The organism is Actinobacillus minor NM305, assembly GCF_000175195.1.
Taxonomy (GTDB): domain Bacteria; phylum Pseudomonadota; class Gammaproteobacteria; order Enterobacterales; family Pasteurellaceae; genus Haemophilus_A; species Haemophilus_A minor.
Genome location: NZ_ACQL01000023.1, coordinates 1 through 16,130, shown reverse-complemented (window position 1 = coordinate 16,130; position 16,130 = coordinate 1). Strand labels below are relative to the sequence as shown.

The 16,130-nt window shown below is 36.2% G+C and carries 14 protein-coding genes; 5 read left to right on the top strand and 9 right to left on the bottom strand.

What is annotated here, in order from left to right:
* Positions 1 to 44 precede the first annotated feature (44 nt).
* From AM305_RS00665 to AM305_RS00635, 7 genes are all read right to left on the bottom strand, one after another.
* A complete protein-coding gene (locus tag AM305_RS00665) occupies positions 45 to 1,175 on the bottom strand; it encodes a restriction endonuclease subunit S (RefSeq protein ID WP_005822122.1) in 1,131 nt (376 codons plus the stop codon).
* Positions 1,172 to 2,773 (bottom strand): type I restriction-modification system subunit M, encoded by a 1,602-nt coding sequence (locus AM305_RS00660; protein WP_005822121.1) that lies wholly within the window; start codon positions 2,771 to 2,773, stop codon positions 1,172 to 1,174. The genes AM305_RS00665 and AM305_RS00660 overlap by 4 nt, the downstream gene beginning before the upstream one ends.
* A gap of 21 nt (positions 2,774 to 2,794) precedes the next feature.
* A complete protein-coding gene (locus AM305_RS00655) occupies positions 2,795 to 4,540 on the bottom strand; it encodes an N-6 DNA methylase (RefSeq protein ID WP_005822119.1) in 1,746 nt (581 codons plus the stop codon).
* Between the two features lie 17 nt (positions 4,541 to 4,557).
* On the bottom strand, positions 4,558 to 4,746 hold the full coding sequence (locus tag AM305_RS00650) for a hypothetical protein (protein ID WP_005822117.1): 189 nt from the start codon (positions 4,744 to 4,746) through the stop codon (positions 4,558 to 4,560).
* A 13-nt stretch (positions 4,747 to 4,759) separates the two neighbouring features.
* On the bottom strand, positions 4,760 to 4,939 hold the full coding sequence (locus tag AM305_RS00645) for a DUF4258 domain-containing protein (protein ID WP_005822115.1): 180 nt from the start codon (positions 4,937 to 4,939) through the stop codon (positions 4,760 to 4,762).
* Between the two features lie 192 nt (positions 4,940 to 5,131).
* Entirely contained in the window at positions 5,132 to 6,580 is a 1,449-nt protein-coding gene (locus AM305_RS00640) for a sulfatase family protein (RefSeq protein WP_005822114.1), read from the bottom strand.
* A 106-nt stretch (positions 6,581 to 6,686) separates the two neighbouring features.
* The gene (locus AM305_RS00635) at positions 6,687 to 8,378 is read right to left on the bottom strand and encodes a solute:sodium symporter family transporter (protein ID WP_005822112.1); all 1,692 of its coding nucleotides are present in this window, start codon (positions 8,376 to 8,378) and stop codon (positions 6,687 to 6,689) included.
* Between the two features lie 247 nt (positions 8,379 to 8,625).
* Here AM305_RS00635 and AM305_RS00630 point away from each other — a divergent pair, with 247 nt between their 5' ends.
* The 3 genes from AM305_RS00630 to epmA all read left to right on the top strand — a co-directional run bounded on the left by AM305_RS00630 (position 8,626) and on the right by epmA (position 12,054).
* Complete coding sequence (locus AM305_RS00630; protein ID WP_005822110.1) at positions 8,626 to 9,426, top strand: sulfite exporter TauE/SafE family protein; 801 nt, start codon at positions 8,626 to 8,628, stop codon at positions 9,424 to 9,426.
* A 154-nt stretch (positions 9,427 to 9,580) separates the two neighbouring features.
* Positions 9,581 to 10,915 (top strand): anaerobic C4-dicarboxylate transporter, encoded by a 1,335-nt coding sequence (locus AM305_RS00625; protein ID WP_005822108.1) that lies wholly within the window; start codon positions 9,581 to 9,583, stop codon positions 10,913 to 10,915.
* A 155-nt stretch (positions 10,916 to 11,070) separates the two neighbouring features.
* The gene (gene epmA / locus AM305_RS00620) at positions 11,071 to 12,054 is read left to right on the top strand and encodes an elongation factor P--(R)-beta-lysine ligase (RefSeq protein WP_005822106.1); all 984 of its coding nucleotides are present in this window, start codon (positions 11,071 to 11,073) and stop codon (positions 12,052 to 12,054) included.
* 112 nt (positions 12,055 to 12,166) lie between these two features.
* Here the strand turns inward: epmA and AM305_RS00615 are convergent, their stop codons facing one another.
* On the bottom strand, positions 12,167 to 13,090 hold the full coding sequence (locus AM305_RS00615; protein WP_005822105.1) for a carbon-nitrogen hydrolase family protein: 924 nt from the start codon (positions 13,088 to 13,090) through the stop codon (positions 12,167 to 12,169).
* A 12-nt stretch (positions 13,091 to 13,102) separates the two neighbouring features.
* Complete coding sequence (locus AM305_RS00610) at positions 13,103 to 14,395, bottom strand: hypothetical protein (RefSeq protein WP_005822103.1); 1,293 nt, start codon at positions 14,393 to 14,395, stop codon at positions 13,103 to 13,105.
* A gap of 161 nt (positions 14,396 to 14,556) precedes the next feature.
* On the opposite strand from AM305_RS00610, the gene AM305_RS00605 reads away from it, so the two are divergent.
* Complete coding sequence (locus tag AM305_RS00605) at positions 14,557 to 15,459, top strand: helix-turn-helix domain-containing protein (protein ID WP_005822101.1); 903 nt, start codon at positions 14,557 to 14,559, stop codon at positions 15,457 to 15,459.
* 98 nt (positions 15,460 to 15,557) lie between these two features.
* Positions 15,558 to 16,130 (top strand): IS256 family transposase, variant Zn-binding type (locus AM305_RS00600; RefSeq protein WP_005822099.1); only part of this gene is annotated, 573 nt, incomplete at its 3' end.

The following is a 16,130-nucleotide window of genomic DNA, read 5'->3' as shown; positions in this document are numbered from 1 at the left end:
ATTCCTTTTATTTTCAGGCAGCCTGAAAACTTAACACCCTAATATTAATTGACTGTTTGTCCAACCATTTCTTCAGTTGCACCACGAATTAACACAGGGCAAATTTGTTTAATTTGCTGTTTTAATTGTTCGTTAATTTGACGGCGTTCTAGCAATACTTTGTAAATATCTACAATGGCTTGTTGTACAGGCAATTCAGGGATAGGGATTTTTACTTCACATAAATCTGCCCAACTAAATACTTCTCTTGCACTTCCCCAAGAATGAAAACGAGCGTAACGGTCAAATTCACTGCGATTAAAAAATAAAGCTAAATATTCAGGTAATAATTGAGCTTTATTAACAGAAAAAACTTCATAACTTGATGATACTAAATAAGTATTACCAGAATTATTATGTGCAATGGTAATTTTTTCACTATTTCTAGATGTAACTGTTACATAAGCAAAATATTCAGGCTTTACTAACAAATAGGGTTTTAACGAAACATTTTCCATATTAGCTTTTGTTTCTATAAATTTCTTTTGAATAGAAATGCCTTTTACATCATTAAGAGTATATTTTCCATTTTTATTATTAATTTCTTCTTTATTTAAATAATTCCCAATCCGTTGTAATTCGGTATGATGTTGCAAATGCTCAATATAACCATCACACACCAATTTTAAATCTTCCAATCCTGTTTCATAGGCACGTTGATTGGCAAGCAGAGCTTGATATACCGCAACATATTTTTGTTGAATTTCAATAGGTGGTAAATCCAGTTCAATATTGCACATATCTTCCCAAGATAATCCATCTCGAATTGAACTATCTGTAAACAACCAGAAATAACGGTCTTTTTCATCTGATTTTAACCAAATAAACAAATATTCACTTAATAAGAGGGTTTCATCTTTGACTTTAAAAATTGTATAAGCAGGGCTAACAATTTTATCTTTATTGGTTGTATTTAAAGAAATCGGTAAAACAATATCACGCCCAACGTGCATTAAGTTACACGCAAAATAATTAGGCGGAACAATTTTATATTTGCTGGTATCTACACCAATTTGCTTAGCTGGAGAAAAAAATTCTTTATCCCGATTAATACCAGATACATCATCAAGTGTTAAATTGTGAATATTGCAAGATTTTGTGTAAGGTTCGATTAAATCACCAAGTTTATATTTCATTTTGCCACCTTGTCCAAAGCGAACCCAATTCCTGCAAATGCCTTTTCTAACATAGCTTGTGACTGTTTCTCTTGCACCAATAAAGCTGACATTTCCATTTGGATACGGTTCATTTCTGTTTGATAATCAATACCTAAATCTTTATCTACAAATTCAATATATTGACTTGGAGCTAATGAATAATTTTTACTGCGAATGGTTTCTACACTTACCGATTGACAAAATTCAGGGATATTTTGATAGTTTTTCCCTGTTTGCCAGTTAAAATAGATTTCACATACTTGGCTAATTTCTTGTGCAGTTAGCTGTACATATTTTTTTTCATAAATATGGCTATTAAGTGTGCGTAAATCCATAAATAAAATCTCATTTTGGCGATTTCGTAATTGTCTGCCATTGAGTGAGCGTTGTTTTTTATTGTTATTTACAATCCATAAAGTGACAGAAATATCTGTGGAATAAAACATTTCTCGTGGCAAAACAATAATAGCTTCTACTTTATCATTTTCAATTAGCTGTTTACGAATAGCATATTCCGTATCAGTATCAGGTTTATCACCACCCGTATTCAATGCACCGTTTGCCAATAAAAAGCCTGCAATACCATCAGTTTCATCAAGTTTGGACAACATATGCAAAATCCAAGCGTAGTTGGCATTAGATTTAGGTGGTACAGCATATCCCGCAAAACGAGGGTCATCTGTCAATTCATTTTGGTCACGCCAATCTTTTAAATTAAATGGCGGATTTGCCATAATATAATTGACTTTTAAATCTTTCCATTGGTCGTGTGTAAACGTAGAAACTGCCGACTCACCTAGATTATGAGCAATACCACGCAATGCCAAATTCATTTTGGCTAATCGCCAAGTGTCAGGATTACTTTCTTGTCCAACAATAGAAATATTTTTGCGATTACCCTGATGATTTTCAACAAATTTAAGCGATTGAACAAACATACCACCTGTACCACAACATGGGTCATATACTGTGCCATTGTAAGGCTCAATCAATTCTGCAATCAGCTCTACAATACTGCTTGGGGTATAAAATTCGCCTTTTTCTTTTCCAACGCCTGAATCAATCGCAAAAACCTGTAGAAAATATTCCTGAACACGTCCAATCAAATCTTTTTCATGGAATCGGTTATTATCTAATTTGTTAATTTCATCAATTAAACTTTTAATTTCTTTTTTGCCAATTCCCAAAGTAGCATAAAAGTTTTGTGGTAAAGCTCCTTTTAATGGTGGATTACGCTCTTCAATATCTGCCATAGCAGTATCAATTTTGATGGCAATATCATCGCTACTGGCATTTTCTACAATATATGACCAGCGAGCGTGTTCACTTAAATAAAATACATTTTCACTACGATAAAAAGCTTCATTTTCCCAAAAAATTTCAGGATATTGTGCTTGGATTTCCGCACGGCGAGCGGTAAATTTATCTCCTACAAATTTTAAAAAAACCAATCCCATGACAGTATCTCGGTTTTTTTCATTACCGCCAACTTTGCCACGCAAAGCATTACGGCAATTCATCATCACAGTTTCTAGGGAAATATCTTCAATTTTGTTGATTTTAGGTGCTTTTGCCATTAAATAATCCTATTAATTTTGTTAGTTCCAAAAGTCATTCGCTAAGAATTGCATTTGTTGCTTTTGTTGAATAATTTGTTGTTTAATTATCTCTTGTTTTTGGAAATTTTCTTCCAGTTTTTTTTGTTTTTCTAAAGAAAAATTTGCTACTAAAAATTCTTTTAAGTCTTTAACCGATAAACCAGATAAAACTGCACCAGATGATAATACTTGCAAGCGAGATTGACTTAATTCAGAACGTAATTGCATTAATAATGCAATTGCATTTACATTTTGAGGATCTTTTACTCTTAATATTAAGTTAGCCTGTCCAATAATAACTTTACCTTGATATTTATTCAGCAATTCTTTAGAAACAATTCCCACTTTTCCAGAGCTTCCCCTTACTGTAATAATAATATCGTTTTCTTGTAATAAATGTGGAGATAATATATTCATAAGTTCATTATCGATATAATTTTCTTTACTTGCAGTATCGATATAGCCAAATTCTGGAATGTCGCCTCCTTGAATTTCAAAAAACATTTCCGAACCATCTGATTTTAATTTAGAAACTGGAATAGGGCGATATATGTCAACTAAATCTCCTAATTTTTTCGTTTCATATTCCTGTAAAATATTTAAAGCATCTTGTGTAGAGTTATCTAATACATAGCGTTCGGGATTCAATATATAGCTATTATTTAAAATGCTTTTAACATCTACTTTTTTAGATGATTTATGTGCAAGATTACTATCAATAATATCAATCAGCTTATCTAGTTGAGTAAGTTTAGTTTCTCTATTTCTTTTCTCTACAAATTCGGAATCTTTTAACGAGATAAAGTTTACTGTTTCATATTTTGTAGAAAAATCAAAAATTAATAATGCACTATTAGTCATTGTAGAAATAGATAATCCGCTCGGTAAAGATATAACCGCTTTTAAATAACCTTGTTCAAGTAACCATTGACGCATCAGCTCTTCACTTTGTACCGAAGAATGTAGTCCGTTTATTGGCATAATTACAATAGCAAAATCATTTACTTGTTGAAATAAATGCTGAATAAGGTAATTTTGCAAGTTATTACTTTTAACAGAAAAACGCTGATTATCTTGATCGTTAATATTAACTTTCATCCCCCAAGGTTCGGCAAGAAAACCTTTGCTAAACAATCTTAATTTTCCATCTTTAATATAAGCAGGATTTGTTATTGCATCACTTTGTTTATATTGAATGCCACCTAAAATAATATTTAGAATAGCAGGAATTGGTGTTGTTTTCACTCCTTCAGAAGCCACAGATTGTTCTTGACTGAACATTAAAGTATGATAGAAGCTATTTTCAAATGGGATATATATTTCATCATGATTCACATTTGAATAGAGTTTATTACAAAAATCATAAATGGAATCATCAAAAGCAAAATAGCCATATTTAGTACCATTCATCAAGTTAAAAATATATTGAACCCACTCAAATTTATTTTCTGGCGTAAATAATCCTTTTTGTTGGTTTTCACTTAGATCATAAATAAGATCAAATATTGTATCTTCTGTTAAATGACTCAATACATTTCGACTACCATCAGTAAATGCTTGAGGATACTCTCTTTCTGCATTTTCTATTGCCTTGAGAATGTCTTCTTTTGTTTTCAATAGTGATGTTACATTAAGAATTACAAGCGCCATTGCTTTTAATGCGATTTCATTTAGATCTTCAATAGAGAACGTTCCTCTCATATCTTTGTAAAGATCCATTAATTTACTTTTATTTAATTTAATCATTTATTTAAACCTTAATATTAGTGAAACTTTGATAATTTACGATTATAGCTATTCAGGTTATAGGTTGTAATTAAAGCATCATCTTCCATTACTACTGCCACCCCTTGTTTATCTGCAATTTTCTTCATATATTTCAATACATTAGATAATTCCGAATCACTCATATTTGAAATAACTTGTTGAACTGTATATGTTTCTATTTTCATATCTTATACCTATTTATTGTAATTTACGTTTTTCTTGTTCTTGCTGAATCAACTTAATGTAAGAAGTTGCTAATTTTTTATCAATAACGTATTTATCTTGAATAATTTCTCCAAGTTCAATAACACAATTAATCATTTCTTTAGTAATACCACGTTGCTTCATTCTTTGGTTTATGTGAAAAGTTGTTTTCATACCTATCTCCTTATCATTGAGTTGCGCTAATTATAACTACAATGATTTTGTAGGTCAATACTTTTTATTTAAAAAGTATTTTATTCTATGAAAACTATAAAAAAACACTCTAAAAGTTGATGGAAGTCCAACTCTTAGAGTGTATAGTTTATACAAGCGGGTTGATTTCTTTCGTTTTTTGCGAATCTGTTGCTAGATTTCATCAATAATCCGATACACCCAATTCTCAAGCGGGTCGTTCAGACGCTTCATTTCCAAACGCATCTCTTCGAGCATCTCTTTTTTGATTGCTTTGTAAGCGTCATCATAGAAGAGATTGTGCATTTCTTCAGGGTCTTTACGGACATCATAGAGTTCGCACAAATCAGTGGCGTTGAAGACCAGTTTGTAATCTTTACGTCGCCACATACGCTGTTCAAAGTAAACAAAGTGTCCTGCAAGCTGGCAGAGCAAGCCTTTGCGGTCGTTCTCTTTGTTTTCTCTGGTGATCGGTAAAATGGTTTCCCCTTGGAACTCTGGCGGAACTTCCTGCCCTGCGACATCATAGACCGTTGAGGTGAGGTCGTGAAGATAGACGAGATTGTCATCGACTTCATTGACACGGTTAGATTGTGGGTCTTTGATGATCAGTGGGACGTTGTAGGTGGTTTCAAACATAAACTCACCTTTTTCAATCATACGATGCGCGCCCATTGCATCACCGTGATCCGCCGTGGCAACGAGGAAGGTGTTTTCATATAAGCCGTTTTCTTCCAAGAAGGTAAACAGCTCACCGATAGCGTCATCAATTAAGGTGATGTAACCCCAGAATTTGGTGATCACTTCTTTCCAACGCTCTTCGCTGGCTTCCCACATTCCCCACATTTTTGAGATGGTGCGGAAATGCCCTGGTTTGCCTTCAAGCGGTTTGAAGAAACTTTCATCTAGCACAACATCTTTTGGATCGTACATTGAGTAGTAAGGCTCAGGCACGATACAAGGGGTATGTGGCCCCCAGAAGTTAATCCAAGTAAAGAACGGTTTGCCTTCTTCCAGCGACTCGCGGATATATTTTTTCGCTTCGTCAATGATGAAGTATTCAATGGTTTCTTCTTTTGTACCAGAGAGTAAACCGCACAATTCTTGTACGCGTAAATGAGGGTTATCGCCAAAGTAAGCTCGGCTGACTTCAGGGATTTCATAGCCTTTTTCTTCTAGCCATTCACGATAACGGTTAGAGTGTGTCGGCGGTTGGTTGAACACCAGATTTTTATAGACTTGGCTACCTGGATAACCGTATCCGTCAAAATTGTGTCCTTTAATTCCATAATCTTCAGGAACAGATTTTGTGCCAACGTGCCATTTCCCTACGACATAAGCGTTGTATCCTTCTAAATTACAGATGTTCGGTGCTTGCTGGCTGATTTCCCCTGTGCCACCTTTTTCGCCGTTTTTAATAATCCCGTGACTAGAAGGCATTAAACCGGTAAATAATGATGTTCGAGCAGGTCCGCAAACAGAGGCAGGCGTAAACGCATTATTGAAACGAATACCGTCCGCCGCAAGTCTGTCAAGGTTCGGGGTTTTGACAATTTGGTGTCCGTAAGGACCAAGCATATCTTTGCGGACTTGGTCTAAAAGAATGTAAACGATGTTGTTCATAACGCTATTCCATTATTTTAGGGTAGGGACACACTGCGTGTGTCCGTACATTTGTCTTTCTTTGGACACACGCAGTGTGTCCCTACACTTTAATTATGCTTTTTAATTACGCTTTATCTACCACTTTCTTTTTACCGAAGAAAATCAAGATAAGCACTTGCACCACAGCCCATACGCCCATAATCATTGTCGCATTGCCTTCTGCGGAAGCTAAACCAAGTGGTGATAACACCAAGTGTAAGGTAATCAAGCCTAACACTAATGAAGCCACGGCGGTTCTTGCATATTCCCAGTGGGTTAAGTCCACATTGGAATGATTGACTTGGTTGTCTTCGTATGGAGTCGCACGTTTTAAGAATTGACCTAAGATAAGCATTAACGCTACATCAAAGACGAAGAGTGAACCCATCACATACACAAAGTTGACTTTCACGTTGATAATCCAAACAAGGGTAAAGTAAAGCACAACGTGGACTAACAAGGTAATACGAGCCGCCAAACCTGATACATAGCGGTTGAACAATCCAACGGCAAAGAGTGCAACGATAGGAATGTTAAAGAAGCCTGCAAAACGGCGAGTAAACAAGAAGATACCGTCTGTACCGAACATCAATAACGGTGCAACAACCATTGTGATAATCGCCATAATTGTACCGACTTTTTTCGCATAACTGATAAGCTCTGCGTCGGTGCGTTTGACTTTAGTAATCGCAGGCAATAAGTCGTTACAGTAGATGGTTGCCGCTGAATTTAAGAATGAGTTGAAGGTACTTAAAATCGCTCCGAATAATGCAGCCACAAAGAAGCCTTGTAACCAAGTCGGTAACACTTTATTGACTAAACTTGGGTATGACGCATCAATCGGTTTTAAGCCTTCGCCAAGAATGTGATAGCTTAATAAGCCTGGCAAGTTAAGGATTAACGGTAGCAACAAGAGGAAAAGTGCTGCAATTAAAATCCCTTTTTGACCCGCTTTTAAATCTCTTGCCCCTAACGCACGTTGCACAATCGCTTGGTTTGTGGTCCAGTAGAAGAAGTTTACGATTAAGATACCCGTAAAGATAGCTGGCCAAGGCACAGCGTCTGTTGCACTACCGATAGCGTTGAATTTTTCAACGTGGGTTGTACCGATAATGTGTAAACCTTCTGAAATACTGCCATTACCTAGATAAGCAAGAGCAAAGATAGGCACCAGTAACGCACCGATCACTAAGATCACCGCATTCCAAGTATCTGATACGGCAACAGCTTTCAAACCACCGAAAATCGCATAAATCGCACCGATGATACCAATCGCAATCACAGTGTAAGTAATCGCTTCGCCATAGCTGAGATTAAACACTTCTTGTAGGCTGAAGATTTTATTAAATGCAATCGCCCCTGTATAAAGTGCGGTTGGAATAGCAATGAAAAGATAGAAGAACAAGAAGAGCGTTGACATAATCAAACGAGTTTGTCTGTCGAAACGTGCTTCAAAGAACTCTGGAATGGTAGTGTAACCGTTACGGATATATTTTGGTAACAGGTATAACGCAAGGAAACAGAGTGGAATGACGGATTGTACCGTCCACGCCATAATCGAGAAGTTACCTGCATAAGAGTTTGCGTTGATCCCAATTAACTGTTCTGTTGAAAGTGAAGTTAATACCATTGAGCAGCCGATAACCACGCCACTCAATCCACGCCCAGCCAAGAAGTAGCCTTTTGAAGTGCTTAAATCCTCCCCTTTGGTTTTATACCAAGAGACTAAACCGATTGCGGTGGTTACAACTAAAAAACTGACTATTGTAAGCAACATATAGTCCTCCTTCTGATGAGTTTTTGATTCTTGTAGAAAATCCATTAAATTAGGACGGTTTAAGCATAATCCTCTCTTTCATTGTCATCATATGATAATCATCATAATTAAGGAGTGATCAGTTTCACAAATTTGGAAAATAATGAAAAAACACTCCAGTTTTATGAGGGTGATCATAAATGTTTCTATTTTCGTGTTGGATAATGCCACCGAATTTTATTTTTTCTTTATTTTTTTGGAGGACGTAATGACATTAACGACTCTCCTTATTTTAATGTGTTGTGGTGTGGTAACCAATATCATGTCTGCTCTTTTTGGCATTGGTGGCGGCGTGTTGATGGTACCTATTTTACATACCTTATTCCCTGAATTTTCGTTACAAATGGTTGCAGCGACTTCTTTAACGACGGTTATGGGAACGGCGTGTATCAATCTTATTTCGTTTTACAAGCAAAAATTTTCCGTTCAGATAAAACCGCTATTGTTGTGGTCGGTTGGTATGATAGCAGGTGTGCAGCTTGGTTTTGAACTGAGTTTTTGTTTCCCGAATTTCCTGATTATTACTATTTTTATTGGTACGTTGTTGGTTTTGGCGTGGCGGAGCTTTCTAACAAAAAAAGGGAAAAATCAGATCGCTTCCACAGCAAATGAAAAACTCAAAGGTGTAGCAGTGTGCTTTTTGGGTGGTGGAATTGCCGGTATTACTGGCATCGGTGGAGGTTCGATTATGGCGCCATTACTTAGTTTATTACCAAGCATTAAGCCAGCCAAAATAGCCGTTTACAGCAACTATATGATGTTAATTGGCGGATTGGGCAATTTATATGGTTATTTAAGCAAAACGCCACCTTTTTATTTAGAAGAGGCGTGGCAAATCGGCTATGTTAATTTTAGTGTGGTTGCTGTTGTGGTATTTTGCTCATTCTTAACCAGTTTTATCTCAATCAAATTAAAAGGCTATTTGCCGGAGGTATTGATCCAAAAAGGCTTGGGCGTGATTTTGCTCATCATTGCTGCTTATATGGCGGCATTACAACTTTGGCGTTAATTTCAATGTGTTGCCACGACATAATGCTGTTCAAATCTTCAGCATTTAACGAAAGTGTTACCCATTAGTAGGTGTTTTTGATCAAGTGCAAAGTTTTCTTAAGATGAGAAGCGTACACTTTTGTATAGTTAATTTTATTATTCAGGAGCGTTTTATGCTTTATTTTGAATTTTTGCTTTTATTAGCATTTTTATATGTCGGTAGTCGCTATGGCGGTATTGGTCTTGGTGTTGTGTCTGGTATTGGTTTGTTTGTGGAAGTCTTTTTCCTCGGGATGCCATTATCGAAAGCCCCGATTGACGTAATGTTGGTTATCTTAGCAGTGGTAACTTGTGCTTCTGTGTTAGAAGCAGCTGGCGGTTTGAAATTTATGTTACAAATCGCGGAACGTATTTTACGTAGCAATCCAAAACGTATTACGATTTTAGGACCGATTGTAACCTACATTATGACATTAATGTTAGGTACAGGGCACTCAGTTTATTCTATTATGCCAATCATTGGCGACATCGCATTAAAAAATAAAATCCGTCCTGAACGCCCAATGGCAGCTGCTTCTGTGGCATCACAATTAGGGATTACAGGTAGTCCACTTTCTGCGGCGGTAGCGTACTATTTAACAGAAATCACAAAATTACCAGGGTTTGAAGGCGTAACTTTATTAAATGTGGTTGCGGTTACAATGACAGCAACTTTCTGTGGTGTGTTAGCGCTTTCATTATATAGCTTACGCCGTGGTAAAGAGTTGGAAGATGATCCGGAATATCAACGCCGTATGCAAGATCCTGTGATGCGTAAACAAATTGAAGAAACCAGTTCAACATCACTTGATGAGCAACTGCCTGCTAGTGCGAAAAACTCGGTATATCTCTTCTTAGCTGCGATTGCAACTATTGTGATTGTTGCGATGATCCCATCACTTAAACCGGTTATGGCAGATACTGGCAAAACAGCCGGTATGGATAAAATTATCCAAATCGTGATGCTTACCTTCGGTGGTTTAATTTTAGTGCTTACCAAAACCGATGTGAAAAAAGTACCAAATGGCGTGGTGTTCAAATCCGGTATGGTGGCAACCATTGCGATTTTCGGGATTGCGTGGATGAGTGATACTTACTTCAACTATGCAATGCCATCATTCAAAGCTGGTATTACTGAAATGATTAAAGCACAACCTTGGACATTCGCCTTCGCATTATTTGCGGTGTCTGTAGTGGTAAACAGTCAAGCAGTAACAGCGAAAATGTTATTACCGGTAGGGATTGCGATTGGTTTACCGGCACCATTATTAGTTGGTTTAATGCCGGCAACTTATGCTTACTTCTTTATCCCGAACTATCCGTCAGATATCGCAACGGTAAACTTTGACGTAACCGGTACAACCAAAATTGGTAAATACTACTTCAACCACAGCTTTATGGCACCGGGTCTTGTCGGTGTTGTAGTGGCGTGTTGTGTTGGTATCGCCTTAGCTAATGTGTTAATTTAATATATCGTTAAGTTATTCACTTACATTTAGCGGTTGAATTTTGAGAGAATTTTGCAAAAAATCTCAGAAATTCAACCGCTTGTCTTTTTAGAGTGCTTGAAAAGCCTTTATGGCTGGTTTACTCTATCGGTCAAATTTTTTCACATATAAAAACAATGACACAGTTAGATTTAACAAAAATTGAATGGCAACCTACGGCTTCGATTGAACACCTGTTAAAGCGCGCCAAAATTATGAAAGAAATCCGCCAGTTCTTTTCAGATCGTGGCGTCTTAGAGGTTGAAACACCGGTATTAAGTGAATTTTCAGTAACGGATGTTCATCTTTCCACTTTCAGTACACAATTTCTCTCCCCATTTGAACGTGAGGCAAAACCTCTCTATCTGATGACGAGCCCGGAATATCACATGAAACGTTTATTAGCGGCTGGTTCTGGGGCAATTTATCAATTATGCAAAGTATTCCGAAACGAAGAAGCAGGCAAACGACATAATCCTGAATTTACCATGTTAGAGTGGTATCGCCCTTATTTTGATATGTATCGTTTAATCAATGAAGTGGACGATTTGCTCCAGCAAATTTTGGATTGCGAACCGGCGGAGTCATATAGCTATCAATTTGTATTCCAAACTTATGTCGGGTTAGATCCACTTTCTGCAACAAAATCGCAGTTAGTCGAAAAAGCTCGTAAACATGGTCTACAATGTGATGACGATGAAAACCGAGATACCTTGCTACAATTCTTATTTAGCGAAATCGTGGAAGCCAATATTGGCAAAGAACGCCCAACGGCGGTATATCATTTCCCTTCGACACAAGCAGCGTTAGCGCAAGTGAGTAGTGAAGACCATCGAGTGTCTGAACGCTTTGAGTTTTATTATAAAGGGCTTGAATTAGCCAATGGGTTTCATGAATTAGATGATGCACAAGAGCAAATCCGCCGTTTTAACGCCGATAATGTTGAGCGTGAAAAAATGGGATTACCGCCTCAAGCCCTAGATGTGCGTTTTCTGGCAGCATTAGAAGCAGGCATGCCAAATTGCTCGGGAGTGGCTTTAGGCGTTGATCGTTTGATTATGCTTGCGCTTGGCGCAGAGCATATTAAAGAGGTCATTTCATTTGGGGTGGAGAGTGCCTAAGCTTAGTTTTATACAAAGTTAGTATTCAATGGACGCCAACTCGGCGTCCTTACTATATAAAATGGCATAGTAGACAAAATGGGGATAATCGGTTGAATATCCCCATTTTTCCTTATTTTTTAAACTCTACGTTCTTCTTTTCTCTTTCATCAACCACCAACGAAAAAACATCAGGACGACTATAATGCCCAGAAACATCAAAGTCATAGCGAGCTTTGACTATCTCATCTAAATCAATTTCTGCACTAATTAGTCCTACCTTATCTTTTAATGGACCTGCAATAATTTCACCCATTGGATTTACAATAACACTATTTCCGTGCATTAAAGGTAAATCAGTGTCCCATTGAGGCACCTCAATACCTAATTCTTTTGGCGATGGCTGTACTTGACTAGCACTAATAAGAAAACATCTTCCTTCATAAGCAATATGCTGCATTGATGTTCGCCAAATTTCCCTTGTATCAACTGTTGGTGCACACCAAATATCAATTCCTTTTGAATACATTGCCATTCTCAGTAGTGGCATATAATTTTCCCAACAAATTGCAGCACCTATTTTACCAGCTTCCGTATTGATAACTGGTAAAGTTGAGCCATCACCTTGTCCCCAAATTAAACGTTCTGTTGCTGTCGGCATTAATTTTCGGTGCTTAGCGACAAGCCCATTTTCGGGAGTAAAAAACAAGGCTGAGCAATAAAGACTGGTTTGACTTCGTTCAATAACACCTATAACAATATTTGCTCCTGTTCTTTGGGAGAGTAATGCTAATTCATCTGTTTCAACACCAGGAACATCAATTGCATTTTGATAATATTGTGCAAATTCATCTCGACCTTCGGGTAATCGATAGCCTAAGTAAGTACCAAAAGTTTTCCCTTTTGGATAACCACCTAAAAGCGCTTCTGGCATTACGACCAATTTTGCTCCTGAACGTTTAATCTCTTCTTCAAATGTAAGAATATTTGCTAATGTTTCCGCTTTACCTTTTTGAGATGAACCAATTTGTAATGCTGCGACGACTGTTTTTGTCATAATATAATTCTCCTATTGATAAATATATCCAAGGGTGATAAGTAGAAGTAATGCAACTAACCAACTAAACGCAATGTTTGGGCGTTGAAAACGGTTTGCTAACAATAATGAACTGCCTTGAACTACAGGTGTTACCGTAGATAATCCAGAAACAGGTCCACCAGTTAGAAAGTATTGACCTAAATTACCACCCGAAATGGCAGCTACAGCAGCTAACATTGGATGACCACCCGCTTTTAAAACAATATCAAGGAATGGCAGAATAATGGCTGCAGAGGCGGAATATGATTGAGTTATAATCCCTGTAAGTAATGAAATTCCGAACAATAATAAAATTGGTGCAGTGTCTAACCCAGGTTTAAGCCATTCAGATAATAATGCAGCAATACCAATATTATTAATCACTCCTGACATATATAAGAAACAGATTGTAGCAACGAGTGGAACAGCGATTTTTTGTACGCCCTCTACCATTGCTTTCTCTCCCTCTGTAGGATTAATTTTGGCTAACAATATCGTAATTAGGCTAGCGAAGAAGCCAACAATGAAAATTGGCATTTTTAATACAAAGCCAATCACTAAAATAGCAAATGGAATGATTGCAGTGATCGACGATATATGACTTGAATGGCTTTCAAACTCTTTTAGAATTTTTTCCATTTCTTCAGCACTATATTTTTGTAGTGTGCCTGAAGCAATCACATCTTTATGCATTCGCCAATACGCAAGAACCATTACTGCAGCAGCTGTTATAGCACCATATACATTGACCATACCAAAACCGACACCAGTCATTGTAATGATAGCGACTTGTGTTGGGTGAGCGAAACCTGCGCCACAACCTAAAATATTAGCGTGTTGTAAAGCACCTGCGGCAGGATCAGGTTTTACACCTAATTTTAATGCTGCGGGTCCAGCAATAACACCTGTAATAACCGCTTGTGTAAATCCCACCATCATTCCTATAAAACCAGCGGCAATACTTGCAGCAGTAATAATGCCAGGTCCACCACCAACATAATTACCTAATTTAATTACGTCTCGAATAATTACAGATAAAAAACCTGTTTTATGCATAATACCAATAAAGAGTAAAATCCCTGTCATATCAGCTAAAACAGGATTTAAACCATTAATAACTAATTTGGCAATACTTACACCTTCGCCACCATAAAGAGGAATTCCCACGGTTAAAGCTGCGAGGGTAGAACCAATAATAGCGGTAAGATAGAGAGGTGTTCTTCCAATAACCATTAATATTAAGGTAATAAACATAATGGCTTGCGCCATAATGATTGCAGACATATATCCTCCTAGAATGATTGATTAAGTGATTTGAAGTATTCTCTCTTTCATCAAGCATTTCTATAAAAATATTGACCACTAATTTCATTATATTGATAAATTATGTCATTAATATCATAATATAGTGAAAATCTATCAATATATTGATGATAGGAGAAAATATGACCGTTAAAGGAATGCAGATTGTAGATGTTAAAATTGACCGCTCTAATCAAGAACTTACTAACCACGGTGATTTTACTTTTCCGCTCGCAGTTTATAAAAATACACTTTCTAAAAATTTACTAGGTTATGTAATTTGGCACTGGCACGATGAATACCAATTTTCATATGTCACGCAAGGTGAAATCTATTTTTATATTAATGATCAAACATTTATTTTAAAAGAAGGACAGGGGATCTTCATCAATACTGGTTGTATGCATTCTATAAAAGCGGTAAATGATCCTGAAAGCACCTATGTTTGTATTAATATTGATAAGAAACTTTTCTCAAGCTTTAAAGGAAGTGTTATCGAACAAAAATATTTGAATACTTTAACTCAATCAGCTATTTTTCTTGATTTATCGGAAGAGTGGCATATTGAGTGTATCAATAAATTAAAAGATATTTACCAGTTCTATGTCGATAAATCATTTAGTTTTGAAATTGATATCTGCATTAACCTAATGCAAACCTTAGCACTTGTTGTTAAGAATGCTTTAAACCCTATTTTGCTTACTACAATAGAAAGTAAAGATGAATATCAAAAGATCAAAAAAATTCTTTCTTTTCTTCATCAACATTATGCAGAAAAAATAACTTTAGAGCAGATTGCACAACATATTTTTCTCAATAAAAATGAGTGTTGCCGTTTATTTAAACGAAAAACAAAAATGACTATTTTTGAATATCTACTAGAACATAGGCTCAATAAAAGTATTGAATTATTAATTCACTCTGATAAAAGCATTAGTCAAATTGCAATTGATACAGGATTTAGTACAGTGAGTTATTATATTGATACATTTCATAAAAATGTAGGAATAACGCCTAATGAATATCGGAAAAGAGAATTAAAATAATGTATAGATTTATCTTCACTATATTTTTCAGCATAGTAGACAAAATGGTTGCTAAAAAGTGGCTTAAAGCCTTATATTACGGGCTTTAAGCCACTTTTTTGAATTCTGAACCCAAAAAATGTCATTTTTGCCACAGTAGCGACATTCGCAAACATGGTATAAGAAATAATATTCAACGCTATAAATGTAATGCTTGTAATAAAACATTTACCCTTAAGAAGAAATTAAATCCAATAAATATTTGGAATGATTATTCAATCGGAAAACAAACCTATAAACAACTTGCCGAAAAATATCATTGTTCAATCAGAGCGATTCAAAGATATATCGAAAAATCCCCTAAAACAGTATTAAATCCACCCCAATCACGTTATTTAAATATTATTGCGGATACAACCTTCTTTGGTCGTGAATTTGGTATTTTAGTCCTGATGGATTCGCTTTCTAAAAAGGTGGTTTACCATCGTGTTATTAAAACAGAAAAAGATGTTTATTACAGGATAGCGTTTAATTCACTTCGTATGAAAGGCTATAAAATTCAATCAATTACCTGTGATGGCAGGCGAGGTTTATTGAAAGATTTATTAAATACACCGACGCAAATGTGCCATTTTCATATGGTAGCCATTGTGATGAGAGCATTACGAAAAAAACATCAATCTATGGCAGGG